This window comes from Pseudomonas sp. X10 (assembly GCF_054889225.1).
The window spans coordinates 3,789,632-3,803,406 of sequence record NZ_CM142677.1 but is presented as its reverse complement, the minus strand read 5'-3'; the positions used below and the strand labels follow the sequence as shown (position 1 = coordinate 3,803,406).

Below are 13,775 nucleotides of genomic sequence, written 5' to 3'. Positions count from 1 at the left end.
GCAGAGGAATTGAGCGTTGTCAGGAAGACGAAGGGCGACGAATGCGATTTAGTTGCAAAGACAGGCATCGGCGAGCGACGGTGCGCTCGCCGGGTGGTTCGTTCAGGCCAGGGCGCGCTCGCTGATCACACGGCCGCTTTCCATGCGCACCAGTTGATCGGCGACATCGAAATAGCGGTCGTCGTGGGAGATGACGATGATGGTCTTGCCCAGGCGTTTGAGGTCTGGCAGCAGCTCGGTATAGAACACGCGGCGGAAGGTCGGGTCCTGGTCAGCGGCCCATTCGTCGAACACTAGCACCGGGCGCCCGTCGAGCCAGGCATTGACCAGTGCCAGGCGTTTGCGCTGGCCGGTGGACAGGTCGGTGGTAGTGAAGGCGCCGTCGCGGATGCTGACCTTGTGAGCGATCTCCAGACGCTCCAGGTACTGGGCTGCGTCGTCGGGCAGGGCGCCCTGGCGTGGCACCAGTTCGTCGAACAGGAAGTAGTCGGCGAAGATGGTGGTGAACAGTTGCCGGTAGTCGTCCAGGCCGCGGGCGTCGACGGTGTTGCTATTGAGTATGACTTGGCCCTGTTGCGGCGTGTAGAGCCCCAGTAGGAGCTTGATCAGGGTGGTCTTGCCGCAGCCATTCTCACCGACGATGAACAGGATCTCGCCTGGCTCGATGTTCAGGTTGACCGGCCCGAGGCGGAAAGGGGTGGCGCCTTCGACCGGTGGGAAGCTGTACTGCACGTCGCGAAGCTCCAGGCCCTGGAAGGGCACGTCGGGTTTTTCCGCTGCATTGAGCAAGAGGTGTGGCTCAGGGGAGGAGAAACGTTCTGAGAGGTCGGCGATGCGACGGAAGGCGATCTGCGCACGGCTGATGATCGGAATGTTGCCGATCAGGTTTTCCAGCGGGCCTTTCATGTACAGCAGCACCAGCACGAAGCCGCTCATGGCTGTGGGGTTGCTGGTCGGCCAGAAGGCCTGTAGTGCCAGGGCCAGGCCGATGACCACGAAGAACAGCATCGAGCCCAGACTCTTGGCAACGACGAAGATGTTGATGGCCTTGACGTGGGTGTTGCAGATGAAGTCGGCGGTGCCTTGGATGTTGCGGGTGAACATGGCGTGGCGGCGAGGGCGGTCGATGCGCAGTTCCTTGGCGCCCTCGGCGATGGCCTGGTAGTGCTTCTGCAGGTTGTCCTCGGCGTCACGCGCGGCATGGAAGCCTTTCACGCCGCGGTTCTGCGCGGCGAACTGGATGGCTGAGCCGATACCGATGGCCAGCAGGGTCATCACGCAAATCGGCCAGGACAGCATGGCTAGGTAGCCCAGGCAGCCGAGCACCACGGTCATCGAGATGGCCAGCGGGGCGAAGGCGAAGGCGAAGTCGCTGATGGTGTCGACATCGTGGGTCAGCACCGGGATCAGGCGGTGGGTGCGGTAGCGCTCGATCTGTTCGATGGGAGCGGCCAGCACCTTGGCACCGAGGTCCTTGCGCAGCTTGGCAATGATCTTCTGGCCAACGAAGTTGGTACCGATATCAGCCAGGATGGTGCTCAGCAGCGCCATGGCGACCAGGCCGATGAAAGCCAGGACCACACCTTTACCCATGCCGGCCGGATCGTGCAGGCCCTGGTTGACGGTCGCCAGCAGCGCCGTGACGCAGAGCCCGCCGAGGACGCCGAGTAGGATGGATGACAGGACGATCAGCCGGTAGGGCTTGAGCAGGGTCAGGAGTTCGCGAATAGCGCTGGGCGGTGCTGCGGTCATGAAACTACCTCGGTCGCGACGTGGCTACGTGCAAGGGGCGAGTGGTGGGCCGTACCGCGCGGATGCGCAAGGAGGGCTGTCTGATCTGTGGACGAGTGCCGTGAGGCGGGATTTAGTCGCGGCAGTAGTGGGCCGGGTTGCCTTGGGACAGCCCGGCCAATGGCATTACAGGTCGCGCATCACGCGAAAGCCTAGCCAATCACCGGCGTTGTAGGAGCAGCGGTCATTGCGGTTGCCAGAGCGGGAGAAGATCGGCGCCTCGGTCCAGTCGTTGCCGCGGATGTGGCGGTAGTCACAGTCGGCCTTGGGGGCGACCGGGCTGATCCAGGCGCTGCCATCGGTCGGGGCGCCGACATAATCGTCGTGTACCGTGTCGGCGACCCATTCGTAGACGTTGCCGTGCATGTCATACATGCCGAAGGCGTTGGGCTTGTAGCTGCCCACGGGAGCGGTGTAGCTGAAGCCGTCTTCCGGACCATAGGTGTTGGCGTGCTTGGCGATGCTATATTCCTTGCCTTCATCCAGCGGAAACGGGAATGGTCCCGTGCTGCCACCGCGGGCAGCGTACTCGCGGACTGATTCGCTGAGCATGCGGTACGGCTTGCCGGTCTTCTTCGACAACCAGTCGATGTAGCGCTGGGCTTCGTGCCAAGTCATGCACACTGCCGGATGACGGTCGGTGATCGGGTAGCTGGGAATGCCGGCGCTGCAGTGTCGACCTGGACGACTGTCGGCGTCCTGCATCTTGTAGCCGGTCTCGCGCAGAAACACCTTCCATTCGCCGAAGGTGACGGTGAAACGGCTTACAGCGAAGGGTTTGCTGAAGGTTACTTCGTGCAATGGGCCTTCGTCGGGTTGGCGGCCCAGTTCATCGTCTGGCGTGCCCATGGTGAAGGTGCCTTTGGGCAGGACCACCATTTCCGGGCAGTCCTTGCAATCCTTGAAGACCTTGCCCGGCTCGGGCGTGGAGGCCTGGGTTGTGGTGAAGGGCAGCAGGCTCGCGAGGACCGTGAGCAGGAGAAGGCCGTGACGGCGTTTGCGCGAGGTGGCGGCGAAGGGTTCAGCGGACATCGGGGGTCTCCGTTGAGGCAGTCGCACGGGCGTGCGTGGCCACGGGTGTGACCATTGCTTTCGAGGGGGAGACGAGTGGTTGCGCGTTAAATTTATTGGCGAACCACTCGGGAGGGGTAGCCAGCTTGTCCGAGCAGGCATATGCCTGCCTGGGGGGATCTCCTACTGGACTTGCCACCCGCCACCGAGCGCCTTGTACAAAGCGATGCTGGCCTGCAGGCGTTGCAGTTGCAGGGCTACGGCCTGGTCCTGGCTTTCATAGAGGGTGCGCTGGGTGTCGAGCACGTTCAGCAGCAGTTCGGCACCGGCCTGGTAGCGATTCTGGGCGATCTCGAACGCCCGTTGCGCATGTTCTAGCTCGATGCGCTGCCATTGTTGTTGACGGTCTAGCCAGGCAATGCTGTTCAAGGCTTTCTCGACATCGGAGAAGGCGTTGACCAGCGTTCCGCGATAGGTAGCCAGCAATTCCTCCTGAACGGCGAGGGTACGGTCACGTTCGCCGCTGAGGCGGCCATTGTTGAAGATCGGTGCGGCGAGTCCGGCGGCCAGGTTGTAGAACGGGCTGCGCAAGACGTCGTCGAAGATGTCCGAGGAAGAGCCAAGGCTAGCCGTGAGGGTCACCTTGGGCAGCATGGCGGCACGGGCGACTTGGACGTCGGCCTGGGCTGCCGCCAGGCGCGATTCGGCGGCGGCGACGTCAGGGCGGCGGCTGATCAGGTCGCTGGGCAAGCCAGCATCAATGCTGGGCACCTGGATCTGGTTGAAGTTGCTGTTGCGTACCTCGACGGCTTGTACCGGTTGTCCAAGCAATGCGGCCAGGGTGATGTGGGCCTCGCCGGCCTGTTGCTGGAGTAGCGGCAGGCGACGTTGCTGAGTGGCTACCAGGATCTCCTGCTGGGCCACTTCAAGGGCGGTGGCCGATCCGGCAGTATACCGGGCACGCACGACGTCGAGCACCTTTTGCGCGTTGTCCAGGTTGAGGCGGGCGATACGCAGTTGTTCATCGAAAGCCAAGGCCCTTAGGTAGGCATCGGCAACGCCGCTCAACAGGGTCAAGGTCACCGTGCCCTGGTCGAATTCACTGGCTTGCAGGGCGTGCAGGGCGCTGTCGCGAGCGGCGGCGTTGCCGCCCCAGAAGTCGAGTTCGTAGCTGGCGTTGAGGCTGGCCGAGTATTCGACGGTTTCGCGGTTACTGCTGTCGCTGTCCTGGTTATAACCATTGTGGCGCATCTGTTTTTGCCGGCTGCCATTGAGTGACCCGGTGAGCTCCGGCAGCAGCGGGCCGCCGGCGACCACCGCCGCGGCGCGGGCTTGGCGAACCCGGGCAACGGCGGCGGCGACATCGTAGCTGCCCGCCCGGGCCTGGGTGATCAGTTGATCCAGTTCTGGGCTGGCGAAGCTGCGCCACCACTGTTGCTGTTGCTGTTGCAATGCCGTGGCGCTGGGCGAGTACCAGTTGGCCGGCGGCTGGATGCCGCTTTGCGGTTTGCCCGGTGGGCTGCTGCAGGCGCTGAGGGCAAGGGCCAGGCCGAGAGCGCTGAAGAGGGGTTTCATCACAGGTTCATTCACTGGTAAGGGCCTTGACCGGATCGAGTCGGGCGGCCTTGCGCGCTGGCATGAAGCCGAATACCACGCCGGTGATCACTGCGCAGGCGAAGGCGCCGAGCACGGCGCCCAGGGAGAAAGCGACGGCGATATCGGCCAGCAACAGTCCGCCGCCGATCAGTATGGCCAGGGCGATACCGGTGAGGCCGCCGACCATCGACAGCAGCACTGCCTCACTGAGGAACTGGCGCAGGATGTCACGTTGGCGTGCGCCGGTAGCCATGCGGATGCCGATCTCGCGGGTGCGTTCGCGCACGGTCATGAGCATGATGTTCATCACGCCGATACCGCCGACCAGCAGGGAAATCGCGGCGATGGAGCCGAGCATCAGCGACAGGGTGTTCTGTGTGCGGGCTTCGGCCTGGATTAGCGCGGCGTCGTTGGTCAGCTCGTAATCATGCTTGCCCTTGTGTAGGCGCCGCATCAGGTGGTCGATGGCCTGTTCAGTTTCCTTGACTCGTTGCGAGTCCGTGGCGGCGATGGCCACATATTCTGGGTCGCGTTTGCCGAACAGGCGGATTGAGGCCGCGGAGTAGGGCACTGCGATGCGACCGTCGCTATCAGTATCGCCGGAGCTCGAGCCCTTTTCCGCGAGGACCCCGACGACCTGGAACGGCACGTTGCCGATCAGGATGTATTGGCCGATCGGGTTGCCTGCCTCCTTGAGCAGCTTCTTCTTCACTTTCTGGCCGATCACTGCCACGGCGGTGGCATTGCGCTCATCGGCTTCGGTGAAGTAACTGCCTTCGACCACGGGCCAGTTGAAGATCCTTGGGAAGTAGGTGTTGTTGCCACCCACATAGAACTTCTGGCTATTGTTGCCATAGCGCACGGTCAGTTCGCTGCCGTTCACCGGCATGATCATTTGCACCTGGGGCAGCTGTGCGACCGCCGCCACATCATCGAGCGTGATCACGCCGGCTTTGGATTGGTGGGTCGCGTTACTGCCGCTCAGGTACAGGATGTTCGAGCCAAACGCGGCCATCTGCGCGACGACCTGGCGCTTGCTGCCTTCTCCGACCGCCAGCATGACCACGACGGAGGCAACGCCGATGACGATACCGAGCAGGGTCAGGGCGGTGCGGAAGCGGTTGATCCACATGATCCGCCAGGCCGCCTGGAGGGATTCGAGCAGTTCGCCTTTCCAGGCGCCGCTAGCGGTGGCGCCTTGGTCCAGGCGCTGGCGCAAGGCCTCGGCATCCAGGCTGGGCACTTCCGGCCGGAGCGGGGCCTGTTCGTTGGCCGAGTCGCTGATGATCAGGCCGTCACGGATCTCGATGACCCGTTTGGCCCGCGCCGCGACTTCGCGGTCGTGGGTGATGAGGATGACCACGTGCCCTTGGCTGGCCAGTTCGTCGAGCAGGGCCATCACCTCGGCGCCGCTCTGGCTGTCGAGAGCGCCGGTTGGTTCGTCGGCGAGGATGATGTGGCCGCCGTTCATCAATGCCCTGGCGATCGACACCCGTTGCTGCTGGCCGCCGGACAATTGGTGCGGTCGGTTGCCTGTACGCGTCGCCAGGCCCAGGCGTCCGAGCAGAGCGTTGGCGCGGGCATGGCGTTCGGTGGCTGGCGTGCCGGCATAGATGGCCGGCATCTCGACGTTTTCCTGGGCCGAGCCCGAAGCGATCAGGTGATAGCCCTGGAACACGAAGCCAAAAGCTTCGCGGCGCAGCCAGGCCAGCTCGTCGCTGCCCAGGTCGGCGACGTCCCGGCCCGCGAAGTGGTAGCTGCCGCTGGTAGGCCGGTCCAGGCAGCCGAGGATGTTCATCAGGGTCGACTTGCCGGAGCCGGAAGCTCCGACGATAGCGACGAATTCACCGGGGTGGATAGTCAGGCTGATGCCACGGACCACTTCGACCTTGGGGGTATCGATGCCACCGTAGCTCTTGCGGATATCGCGCAGTTCAATGAGAGGGGTGGACATTCAACCCCCGCTCGCGGCTGGAGCGCCGATCAGTAACTGGTCGCCTTCGTTCAGGCCGTCGACGATCTGCACGCGCAGGCGGTCGCTCAGACCGGTGCGTACCTGACGCTGTTCGACCTTGCCATTGCTGCCGAGGACCTGGGCCAGGCGCTGGTGGATATGCTCGTCATCCTCCTCAAGGGCCGCCACCGGGGCGGTGAGCACGTCCTTGGCGTGCCCGGCGACGAAGAACACCTGGGCGGTCATTTCCGCCATCAGTGAGTTGTCGGCGTTGTCGACATCCAGCAGGACGGTATAGAGCACCACCTTGCCAGTGCCGTCGTTGCTGGCGCTGGGGGCGCCGCCACCCTGGCTGGTCTGGTCCAGCGGCTTGGGGGGCACGGGTAGGATCTGGCGCACGGTGCTGCTCCAGCGCCGCTTGCCGCCGGCCAGGGTGGTGAAGTAGGCCTGCATGCCTGGCTTCACATGGCCGATGTCGGCCTCCGAGACTTCTGCCCATACGGTCATGGGCGACAGCTTGGCGATGCGCAGGATCAGCGGGGTCTGTTGCTGGGCGTTGAGGGTCTGCCCTTCGCGGGCATCCACCGCCACCACTGTGCCGGACATCGGGGCGTAGATGCGTGTGTAGCCCAGCTCGGCCTCGTCGCTGCGCAGGCTGGCTTCGGCCTGGCGGATCTGTGCCCGGTACATGCCGATGCGGGCGCGGGTCACTTCGACCTGGGCCAAGGCATTCTGCAAGTCTTCGTCACGGGTGGAGCCGCTGGCTGCAAGGTTCTTCTGGCGCTGGTACTGAGTTTGCGCGAGGCGGTGCTGGGCGCGTTGCTCCTCCAGTTGGGCCTTGAGGTTTTCGATCGAATATTTTCCGGCGTCGAGTCTGGCGCGTTGGGTGGAAGGGTCGATCTCGACCAGCAGTTGGCCTTGCTCGACCTGGTCGCCGACTTCGACGTGCAGCTTGCGGATCTGCCCGCTGGCCTGCGCGCCGACGTCGACATAGCGGCGGGGTTGCAAGGTGCCCAAAGCGGTCACGCTGCTTTCGATATCACCGCGACTGACGCTGACGGTGTTGAAGGGGGCGCCGTTGTCCGGCAGGAATTTCCATGCGGCAAGGGTGCTGATGCCGATCAGGCCAAGGCCGCACAGCAGCAGGCGGCGTTTTTGCGATGGACGTCTCATGCGGGGTTCCGGCCAAGGGGGATTGATCCGTGGCCGGAAATACACGGCCGACCACGGGAAACTCCCAGTTAAACGAGGGTCCGGCGCGGTAATTTACCCGCACTGACTGCGGATGGCCCGTGGCCGGGGCAGCGCCTGGCGAGGGTTGGTCGCTGGCCGATGGCTGCTGAGAATAATTTTAATTACGATGAAAGCCTATAGCTGTGGACCGTCGCTTCATGTTTTTCTTGCTGACATGCCGGGCTTACGGATTGTTGAAAATTCAGTATGGAGATGACTTGATTTCTCCGGAATTCCCGACAACTATCATTGAAGACCCCTCATCCGGTGAGCGGCCCGCTAAGAGCCCGCACTGGCGCAGTATGGTCATGGAGCGCTTTTCCCCTTACTGCCCAGGTCCGGACGATGCCGAACAAATCCATGCGGATCCTCATCGCTGACGAGCACCCCAGCCAACTGCTGCAGTTGGAGAAGATGCTCAACGGCCTGGGTTATTACCGCATTGCTCCGGTGGAAAGCTTCGAGGACCTGCAGCGCCTGGTGCAGAGTGCCTTGCAACCGTTCAGCCTGCTGGTTGGCAACATTGACCTGGCCAGCCATGCCGGGGTCGATCTGGCGCGCTTCTGTCAGGTCAATACGCAGATCCAGCACGCCTTGCTTTACCATTCCCAGCACCTGAAGGTCCCCGCCATTCCCCCTGCCGAGCGCAAGGCGGTCAGCGTCAGCCTGCCCAAGGTCCCGGACAGCGAGGCGCTGGAGTCCTTCATGGCGATCATCGATGTTCCCGTGGTCGTGGGCCAGTTGCCGCTGCCGGCGCAGATGCCGTGCAGTTCGTCCTCATCACGGCGCCGGGTGAACTTCGGCCATACCGTGTTCTGCCGCTCCTGAACCGCATCGGCCACCGTGGCCAGGCATTTGCTATGCTCTTGCGCTTTGCCGATTTGCGGAACTGCCATGACTGCCATCGATATCGCCCGCCAGCCCCGGCTCACGCGAGGTGACCACAAGACCTTGGGCCTGGCGGCGCTGGGTGGGGCGCTGGAGATCTATGACTTCATTATCTTCGTGTTCTTCGCGCTGACCCTCAGCCAGCTGTTCTTCCCGCCGGAGATGCCTGAATGGCTGCGCCTGCTGCAAAGCTTCGGGATCTTCGTCACTGGCTATCTGGCGCGGCCGCTGGGCGGCATCCTGATGGCGCACTTCGCCGACCACCTGGGGCGCAAGCGGGTATTCAGCCTGAGTATCCTGATGATGGCCCTGCCGTGCCTGTTGATCGGCGTGATGCCGACCTACGCCGACATCGGCTATGCCGCGCCACTGATCCTGCTGGCCCTGCGCATCCTGCAGGGCGCGGCGGTGGGCGGCGAGGTGCCGAGTGCCTGGACATTCGTCGCCGAGCATTCGCCACCCGGGCGCCGGGGCTATGCCCTGGGCTTCCTGCAGGCGGGGCTGACCTTCGGCTACCTGCTCGGCGCGCTGACCGCGACGCTGTTGGCGCAGATGTTCACGCCGCAGGAAATTCTCGATTACGCCTGGCGCTATCCGTTCCTGCTCGGTGGGGTGTTTGGCGTCATCGGCGTGTGGCTGCGCCGTTGGCTCAGCGAAACGCCAGTGTTCCTCGCCCTGCGCGCGCGCCAGGAGCAGCCAGTGACGTTCCCGCTGCGCCGCGTGCTGGGCGAGCATCGCCGGGCGCTGGTGCCAGCGGCCTTGTTGACCTGCGTGCTGACCTCGGCGGTAGTGGTGTTGGTGGTGATCACCCCGACAGTGATGCAGCAACGCTTCGCCATGAGCGCGGGGCACACTTTTGCCCTGAGCAGCCTGGGCATCGTCTTCCTCAATATCGGCTGCGTGCTAGCGGGCATCATGGTCGACCGTCTGGGCGCCTGGCGCGCCCTGATGATCTACAGCCTGCTGTTGCCGCTGGGGATCGGCGGCCTGTATGCCAGCCTGGTGGGGCAGTGGGGCTGGACGGGCTTTGCCTATGCGCTGGCTGGATTGTCCTGTGGCGTGGTGGGTGTGGTGCCGTCGGTGATGGTTGGCTTGTTTCCCGCCCAGATCCGCGTTTCAGGCATCTCCTTTACCTACAACATCGCCTATGCGCTCTGGGCCAGTACCACACCGCTGGCGCTGATTGCCTTGATGCCGTGGAGCCCTTGGGTCTGTGTGGGGTTCTGCCTGATCATGGGGGTGGTGGGGCTGCTGACGGCCGCGTACTTCGGAGCAGAGGACGGCCTGGTGGTCGAAGATGAGCCTGTGCGCTGCTGACACCTTGACCCTCTCTAAAACAAAAGCCCCCTGAGCCTGACGGCCAGGGGGCTTTTGCATGTCGAGGGGCAGGATCTACATGTTCGGGTAGGTCGGCCCGCCTGCGCCTTCCGGAGCTACCCAGGTGATGTTCTGGGACGGGTCCTTGATATCGCAGGTCTTGCAGTGCACGCAGTTCTGCGCGTTGATCTGGAAGCGCTTGCTGCCATCTTCCTGGGTGACCACTTCGTACACGCCAGCCGGGCAGTAGCGCTGGGCCGGCTCGTCGTACAGCGGCAGGTTGGTGTCGATCGGGATGGCCGGGTCGGTCAACTTCAGGTGGCAGGGTTGTTCCTCTTCATGGTTGGTGCTGGAGAGGAATACCGAGCTGAGCTTGTCGAAGCTGAGCTTGCCGTCCGGTTTCGGGTAGTCGATCTTTTTCGAGTCGGCCGCGAGCTTGAGGCAGGCGTAGTCCGGCTTGGTGTCGTGTAGGGTGAACGGCAGCTTGCCGCCGAACCAGTTCTGCTCGATGTAGTTGAACGCACCGCCGAAGATCGGGCCGAACTTGTGCAGCGCCGCGCCGAAGTTACGGCTGGCGAACAGCTCTTCATGCAGCCAGCTAGCCTTGAAAGACTCGACATAGGCGTTGAGCGTATCGCCGCCTTCGCTACCGGCGATCAGCGCATCGGCCACGGCTTCGGCGGCGAGCATGCCGGACTTCATGGCGGTGTGGCTGCCCTTGATCTTGGCGAAGTTGAGGGTGCCCAGGTCGCAGCCGATCAGGGCGCCGCCGTTGAAGACCATCTTCGGCAGCGAGTTCAGGCCGCCTTTGCAGATGGCGCGGGCACCATAGCTGATGCGCTTGCCGCCTTCGAGGTACTGCTTCATCACCGGGTGGTGCTTGAGACGCTGGAATTCATCGAACGGCGACAGGTAAGCGTTGCTGTAGGACAGGTCGACGATCAGGCCGACCACCACCTGGTTGTTCTCCAGGTGATAGAGGAAGGAGCCACCGGTGTTTTCGGCGCTGATTACGTCCAGCGGCCAACCGGCAGTGTGCACCACCAGGCCTTGCTCGTGCTTGGCCGGGTCGATTTCCCAGATTTCCTTGAGGCCGATGCCGTAGTGCTGGACGTCGGACTCGCTGTCGAGGTTGAAACGCTTGATCAGTTGCTTGCCGATGTGGCCACGGCAGCCTTCGGCGAACAAGGTGTACTTGCCGCGCAGTTCCATGCCCGGGGTGTACAGGCCCTCTTTCGGGTTGCCTTCGCGGTCGACACCGAGGTCGCCGGTGATGATGCCGCGGACCACGCCATTTTCGTCGAACAGCGCTTCCTGGGCGGCGAAGCCCGGGTAGATCTCCACGCCGAGGTTCTCGGCCTGCTGGGCCAGCCAGCGGCAGAGATTGCCCAGGGAGATGATGTAGTTGCCTTCGTTGTGCATGGTCTTGGGCACGAACAGGTCAGGGACCTTGATCGAGCTGCCTTCGTCCTTGAGCACATAGATGTCGTCGCGCTTGACCTCGGTGTTCAGCGGCGCGCCCAGTTCCTTCCAGTCGGGGAACAGCTCGTTCAGGGCGCGGGGTTCGAACACCGCGCCGGAGAGGATGTGGGCGCCAACCTCGGAGCCTTTCTCGACCACGCAGACGCTGATCTCGTTACCGGCTTCGGCGGCCTTCTGCTTCAGGCGGCAGGCGGCGGACAGGCCAGCCGGCCCAGCGCCGACAATGACCACGTCGAATTCCATGTATTCGCGTTCCACAGGTTCTCTCCTACTCAAGGCTCATCGCTTTTGCTTTGTCTGGTGGGTGTCTGGCGGTACTACAGCTACGCTGGCTGTAGCTTCCAACATGACGGACTACACCGTTTTGTCTTGGTCGCGCATTATATCTACACCACCTTGCGGGTCCAATACAAACGTTTGTTTGAATTTGCCGGAGCCCAGTAAAATCACTGAAGCGCGGCTGGATGCTGGCCGATTTGCCGTATTGACCGGATTGGGCGTTACGGTCAAGATACGAGCGGTTTTACGCTCGCCGTAGGCTGACCGTCGGATGCAGGTGCACCCCTAAAGACCAGGCGAAAAGCAGGGCAGTTAAGCCAAAACCCGCTTTGTAGTGGAGTCTACACGGCACGACAGAAAATGACCCGTGGGTTTTGCTGCTTGGAAGGTCGAAACGAGACTGATTGGTCAGTCGTAAATTCGCCCGCCCGTGATCGTTTTTAGAGGTGCCCTTGTACCCACGCGCAATCGCCGGGAATGCCCCCAGGCGACATTCTTTTCACCGGAGAGTAACGAGGAATCCATGAAGGTTCTTGTAGCTGTCAAACGAGTGGTCGACTACAACGTCAAGGTTCGCGTCAAGGCGGACAACTCCGGCGTCGACCTTGCTAACGTCAAGATGTCCATGAACCCCTTCTGCGAGATCGCCGTGGAAGAAGCCGTACGCCTGAAGGAAAAGGGCGTAGCCACCGAGATCGTTGCCGTTACCATCGGCCCGGTTGCCGCCCAGGAACAACTGCGCACCGCGCTGGCCCTGGGGGCCGACCGTGCCGTCCTGGTCGAAGCCAATGAAGAACTGAACTCCCTGGCCGTGGCCAAGCTGCTCAAGGCTGTGGTCGACAAGGAGCAGCCGCAGTTGGTGATCCTTGGCAAGCAAGCCATCGACAGCGACAACAACCAGACCGGCCAGATGCTCGCCGCGCTGACCGGCTTCGCCCAAGGCACCTTCGCCTCCAAGGTGGAAGTGGCAGGCGACAAGGTCAATGTCACCCGCGAGATCGATGGCGGCTTGCAGACCGTCGCGTTGAACCTGCCGGCGATCGTCACCACCGACCTGCGCCTGAACGAGCCGCGCTACGCGTCGCTGCCGAACATCATGAAGGCCAAGAAGAAGCCGCTGGAGAACATCACGCCAGACGCGCTGGGCGTTTCCACCGCCTCCACCAACAAGACCCTGAAGGTCGAAGCGCCGGCTGCACGCAGCGCGGGCATCAAGGTCAAGTCGGTGGCCGAACTGGTCGAGAAACTGAAGAACGAGGCGAAGGTAATCTAAATGACTATCCTGGTTGTCGCTGAACACGAAAACGGTGCCGTTGCACCGGCTACCCTGAACACCGTTGCCGCTGCCGCCAAGATCGGTGGTGACATCCACGTGCTGGTCGCAGGTCAGGGCGTCGGTGGTGTCGCTGAAGCCGCTGCGAAGATCGCTGGCGTTTCCAAAGTACTGGTGGCTGACAATGCCGCCTATGCGCACCAACTGCCGGAAAACGTCGCCCCCTTGGTCGCGGAGCTGGGCAAGGGCTACAGCCACGTGCTGGCTGCTGCCACTTCCAACGGCAAGAACATCCTGCCACGCGTCGCTGCGCTGCTGGACGTGGACCAGATCTCGGAAATCATCTCGGTCGAATCCGCCGACACCTTCAAGCGCCCGATCTACGCCGGCAACGCCATTGCCACCGTGCAGTCGAGCGCTGCGGTCAAGGTCATCACCGTGCGTGCCACCGGTTTCGACCCGGTTGCCGCTGAAGGTGGCTCGGCGACCGTCGAAGCCGTCGGCGCTGCGCACGATGCCGGCCAGTCGGCCTTCGTTGGCGAAGAGCTGGCCAAGTCCGACCGCCCAGAGCTGACCGCTGCCAAGATCGTCGTTTCTGGTGGTCGCGGCATGCAGAACGGCGAGAACTTCAAGCACCTGTACGCCCTGGCCGACAAGCTCGGCGCTGCCGTCGGCGCTTCCCGCGCTGCGGTGGACGCAGGTTTCGTCCCCAACGACATGCAGGTCGGCCAGACCGGCAAGATCGTTGCGCCACAGTTGTACATCGCCGTCGGTATTTCCGGCGCGATCCAGCACCTGGCGGGGATGAAGGACTCCAAGGTGATCGTGGCGATCAACAAGGACGAAGAGGCGCCGATCTTCCAGGTCGCCGACTACGGCCTGGTCGCGGACCTGTTCGAAGCGGTTCCAGAGCTGGAAAAGCTGGTCTGATCCGCCTGCTTCACTTATAAA

Annotated in this window: 10 protein-coding genes; 4 read left to right on the top strand and 6 right to left on the bottom strand. The window is 63.0% G+C overall.

Annotated features, from left to right (window positions below):
- Window positions 1–102 precede the first annotated feature (102 nt).
- The 5 genes from ACYU03_RS17420 to ACYU03_RS17400 form a co-directional block, all read right to left on the bottom strand.
- Window positions 103–1,752: a cyclic peptide export ABC transporter gene (locus tag ACYU03_RS17420; protein WP_461885880.1), complete on the bottom strand. Its 1,650-nt coding sequence runs from the start codon at window positions 1,750–1,752 to the stop codon at window positions 103–105.
- A 165-nt stretch (window positions 1,753–1,917) separates the two neighbouring features.
- Window positions 1,918–2,823 carry a dihydropyoverdine dehydrogenase gene (gene pvdO, locus ACYU03_RS17415; protein ID WP_461885879.1) on the bottom strand — a complete coding sequence of 302 codons (906 nt, stop codon included), beginning with the start codon at window positions 2,821–2,823 and terminating at the stop codon, window positions 1,918–1,920.
- Between the two features lie 162 nt (window positions 2,824–2,985).
- Complete coding sequence (locus tag ACYU03_RS17410; protein WP_461885878.1) at window positions 2,986–4,377, bottom strand: efflux transporter outer membrane subunit; 1,392 nt, start codon at window positions 4,375–4,377, stop codon at window positions 2,986–2,988.
- Between the two features lie 7 nt (window positions 4,378–4,384).
- Window positions 4,385–6,352, bottom strand: a complete 1,968-nt coding sequence (locus ACYU03_RS17405) for a MacB family efflux pump subunit (protein ID WP_461885877.1) — start codon at window positions 6,350–6,352, stop codon at window positions 4,385–4,387.
- Window positions 6,353–7,525 carry an efflux RND transporter periplasmic adaptor subunit gene (locus ACYU03_RS17400; RefSeq protein WP_461885876.1) on the bottom strand — a complete coding sequence of 391 codons (1,173 nt, stop codon included), beginning with the start codon at window positions 7,523–7,525 and terminating at the stop codon, window positions 6,353–6,355.
- A 405-nt stretch (window positions 7,526–7,930) separates the two neighbouring features.
- Between ACYU03_RS17400 and ACYU03_RS17395 the strand changes: the two genes are divergently transcribed.
- Window positions 7,931–8,413 carry a histidine kinase gene (locus tag ACYU03_RS17395; RefSeq protein WP_461885875.1) on the top strand — a complete coding sequence of 161 codons (483 nt, stop codon included), beginning with the start codon at window positions 7,931–7,933 and terminating at the stop codon, window positions 8,411–8,413.
- Window positions 8,414–8,479: 66 nt separating this feature from the next.
- Window positions 8,480–9,790 carry an MFS transporter gene (locus ACYU03_RS17390; RefSeq protein ID WP_461885874.1) on the top strand — a complete coding sequence of 437 codons (1,311 nt, stop codon included), beginning with the start codon at window positions 8,480–8,482 and terminating at the stop codon, window positions 9,788–9,790.
- 75 nt (window positions 9,791–9,865) lie between these two features.
- On the opposite strand, the gene ACYU03_RS17385 is transcribed toward ACYU03_RS17390, so the two are convergent.
- Window positions 9,866–11,530, bottom strand: a complete 1,665-nt coding sequence (locus ACYU03_RS17385; protein ID WP_461885873.1) for an electron transfer flavoprotein-ubiquinone oxidoreductase — start codon at window positions 11,528–11,530, stop codon at window positions 9,866–9,868.
- 544 nt (window positions 11,531–12,074) lie between these two features.
- On the opposite strand from ACYU03_RS17385, the gene ACYU03_RS17380 reads away from it, so the two are divergent.
- Both ACYU03_RS17380 and ACYU03_RS17375 read left to right on the top strand, forming a co-directional pair.
- On the top strand, window positions 12,075–12,824 hold the full coding sequence (locus tag ACYU03_RS17380; protein WP_461885872.1) for an electron transfer flavoprotein subunit beta/FixA family protein: 750 nt from the start codon (window positions 12,075–12,077) through the stop codon (window positions 12,822–12,824).
- Complete coding sequence (locus ACYU03_RS17375; RefSeq protein ID WP_461885871.1) at window positions 12,825–13,754, top strand: electron transfer flavoprotein subunit alpha/FixB family protein; 930 nt, start codon at window positions 12,825–12,827, stop codon at window positions 13,752–13,754. It abuts the gene before it with no gap.
- The last annotated feature ends 21 nt before the right edge of the window (window positions 13,755–13,775 follow it).

What these genes read in the sequence shown, in the direction of transcription:
- ACYU03_RS17375 (WP_461885871.1), top strand. Translation starts at nt 12,825, where the DNA reads ATGACTATCCTGGTTGTCGCTGAACACGAAAACGGTGCCGTTGCACCG.
- ACYU03_RS17380 (WP_461885872.1), top strand. Translation starts at nt 12,075, where the DNA reads ATGAAGGTTCTTGTAGCTGTCAAACGAGTGGTCGACTACAACGTCAAG.
- ACYU03_RS17410 (WP_461885878.1), bottom strand. Translation starts at nt 4,377, where the DNA reads ATGAAACCCCTCTTCAGCGCTCTCGGCCTGGCCCTTGCCCTCAGCGCC.
- ACYU03_RS17420 (WP_461885880.1), bottom strand. Translation starts at nt 1,752, where the DNA reads ATGACCGCAGCACCGCCCAGCGCTATTCGCGAACTCCTGACCCTGCTC.
- ACYU03_RS17390 (WP_461885874.1), top strand. Translation starts at nt 8,480, where the DNA reads ATGACTGCCATCGATATCGCCCGCCAGCCCCGGCTCACGCGAGGTGAC.
- pvdO (WP_461885879.1), bottom strand. Translation starts at nt 2,823, where the DNA reads ATGTCCGCTGAACCCTTCGCCGCCACCTCGCGCAAACGCCGTCACGGC.
- ACYU03_RS17400 (WP_461885876.1), bottom strand. Translation starts at nt 7,525, where the DNA reads ATGAGACGTCCATCGCAAAAACGCCGCCTGCTGCTGTGCGGCCTTGGC.
- ACYU03_RS17395 (WP_461885875.1), top strand. Translation starts at nt 7,931, where the DNA reads ATGCCGAACAAATCCATGCGGATCCTCATCGCTGACGAGCACCCCAGC.
- ACYU03_RS17405 (WP_461885877.1), bottom strand. Translation starts at nt 6,352, where the DNA reads ATGTCCACCCCTCTCATTGAACTGCGCGATATCCGCAAGAGCTACGGT.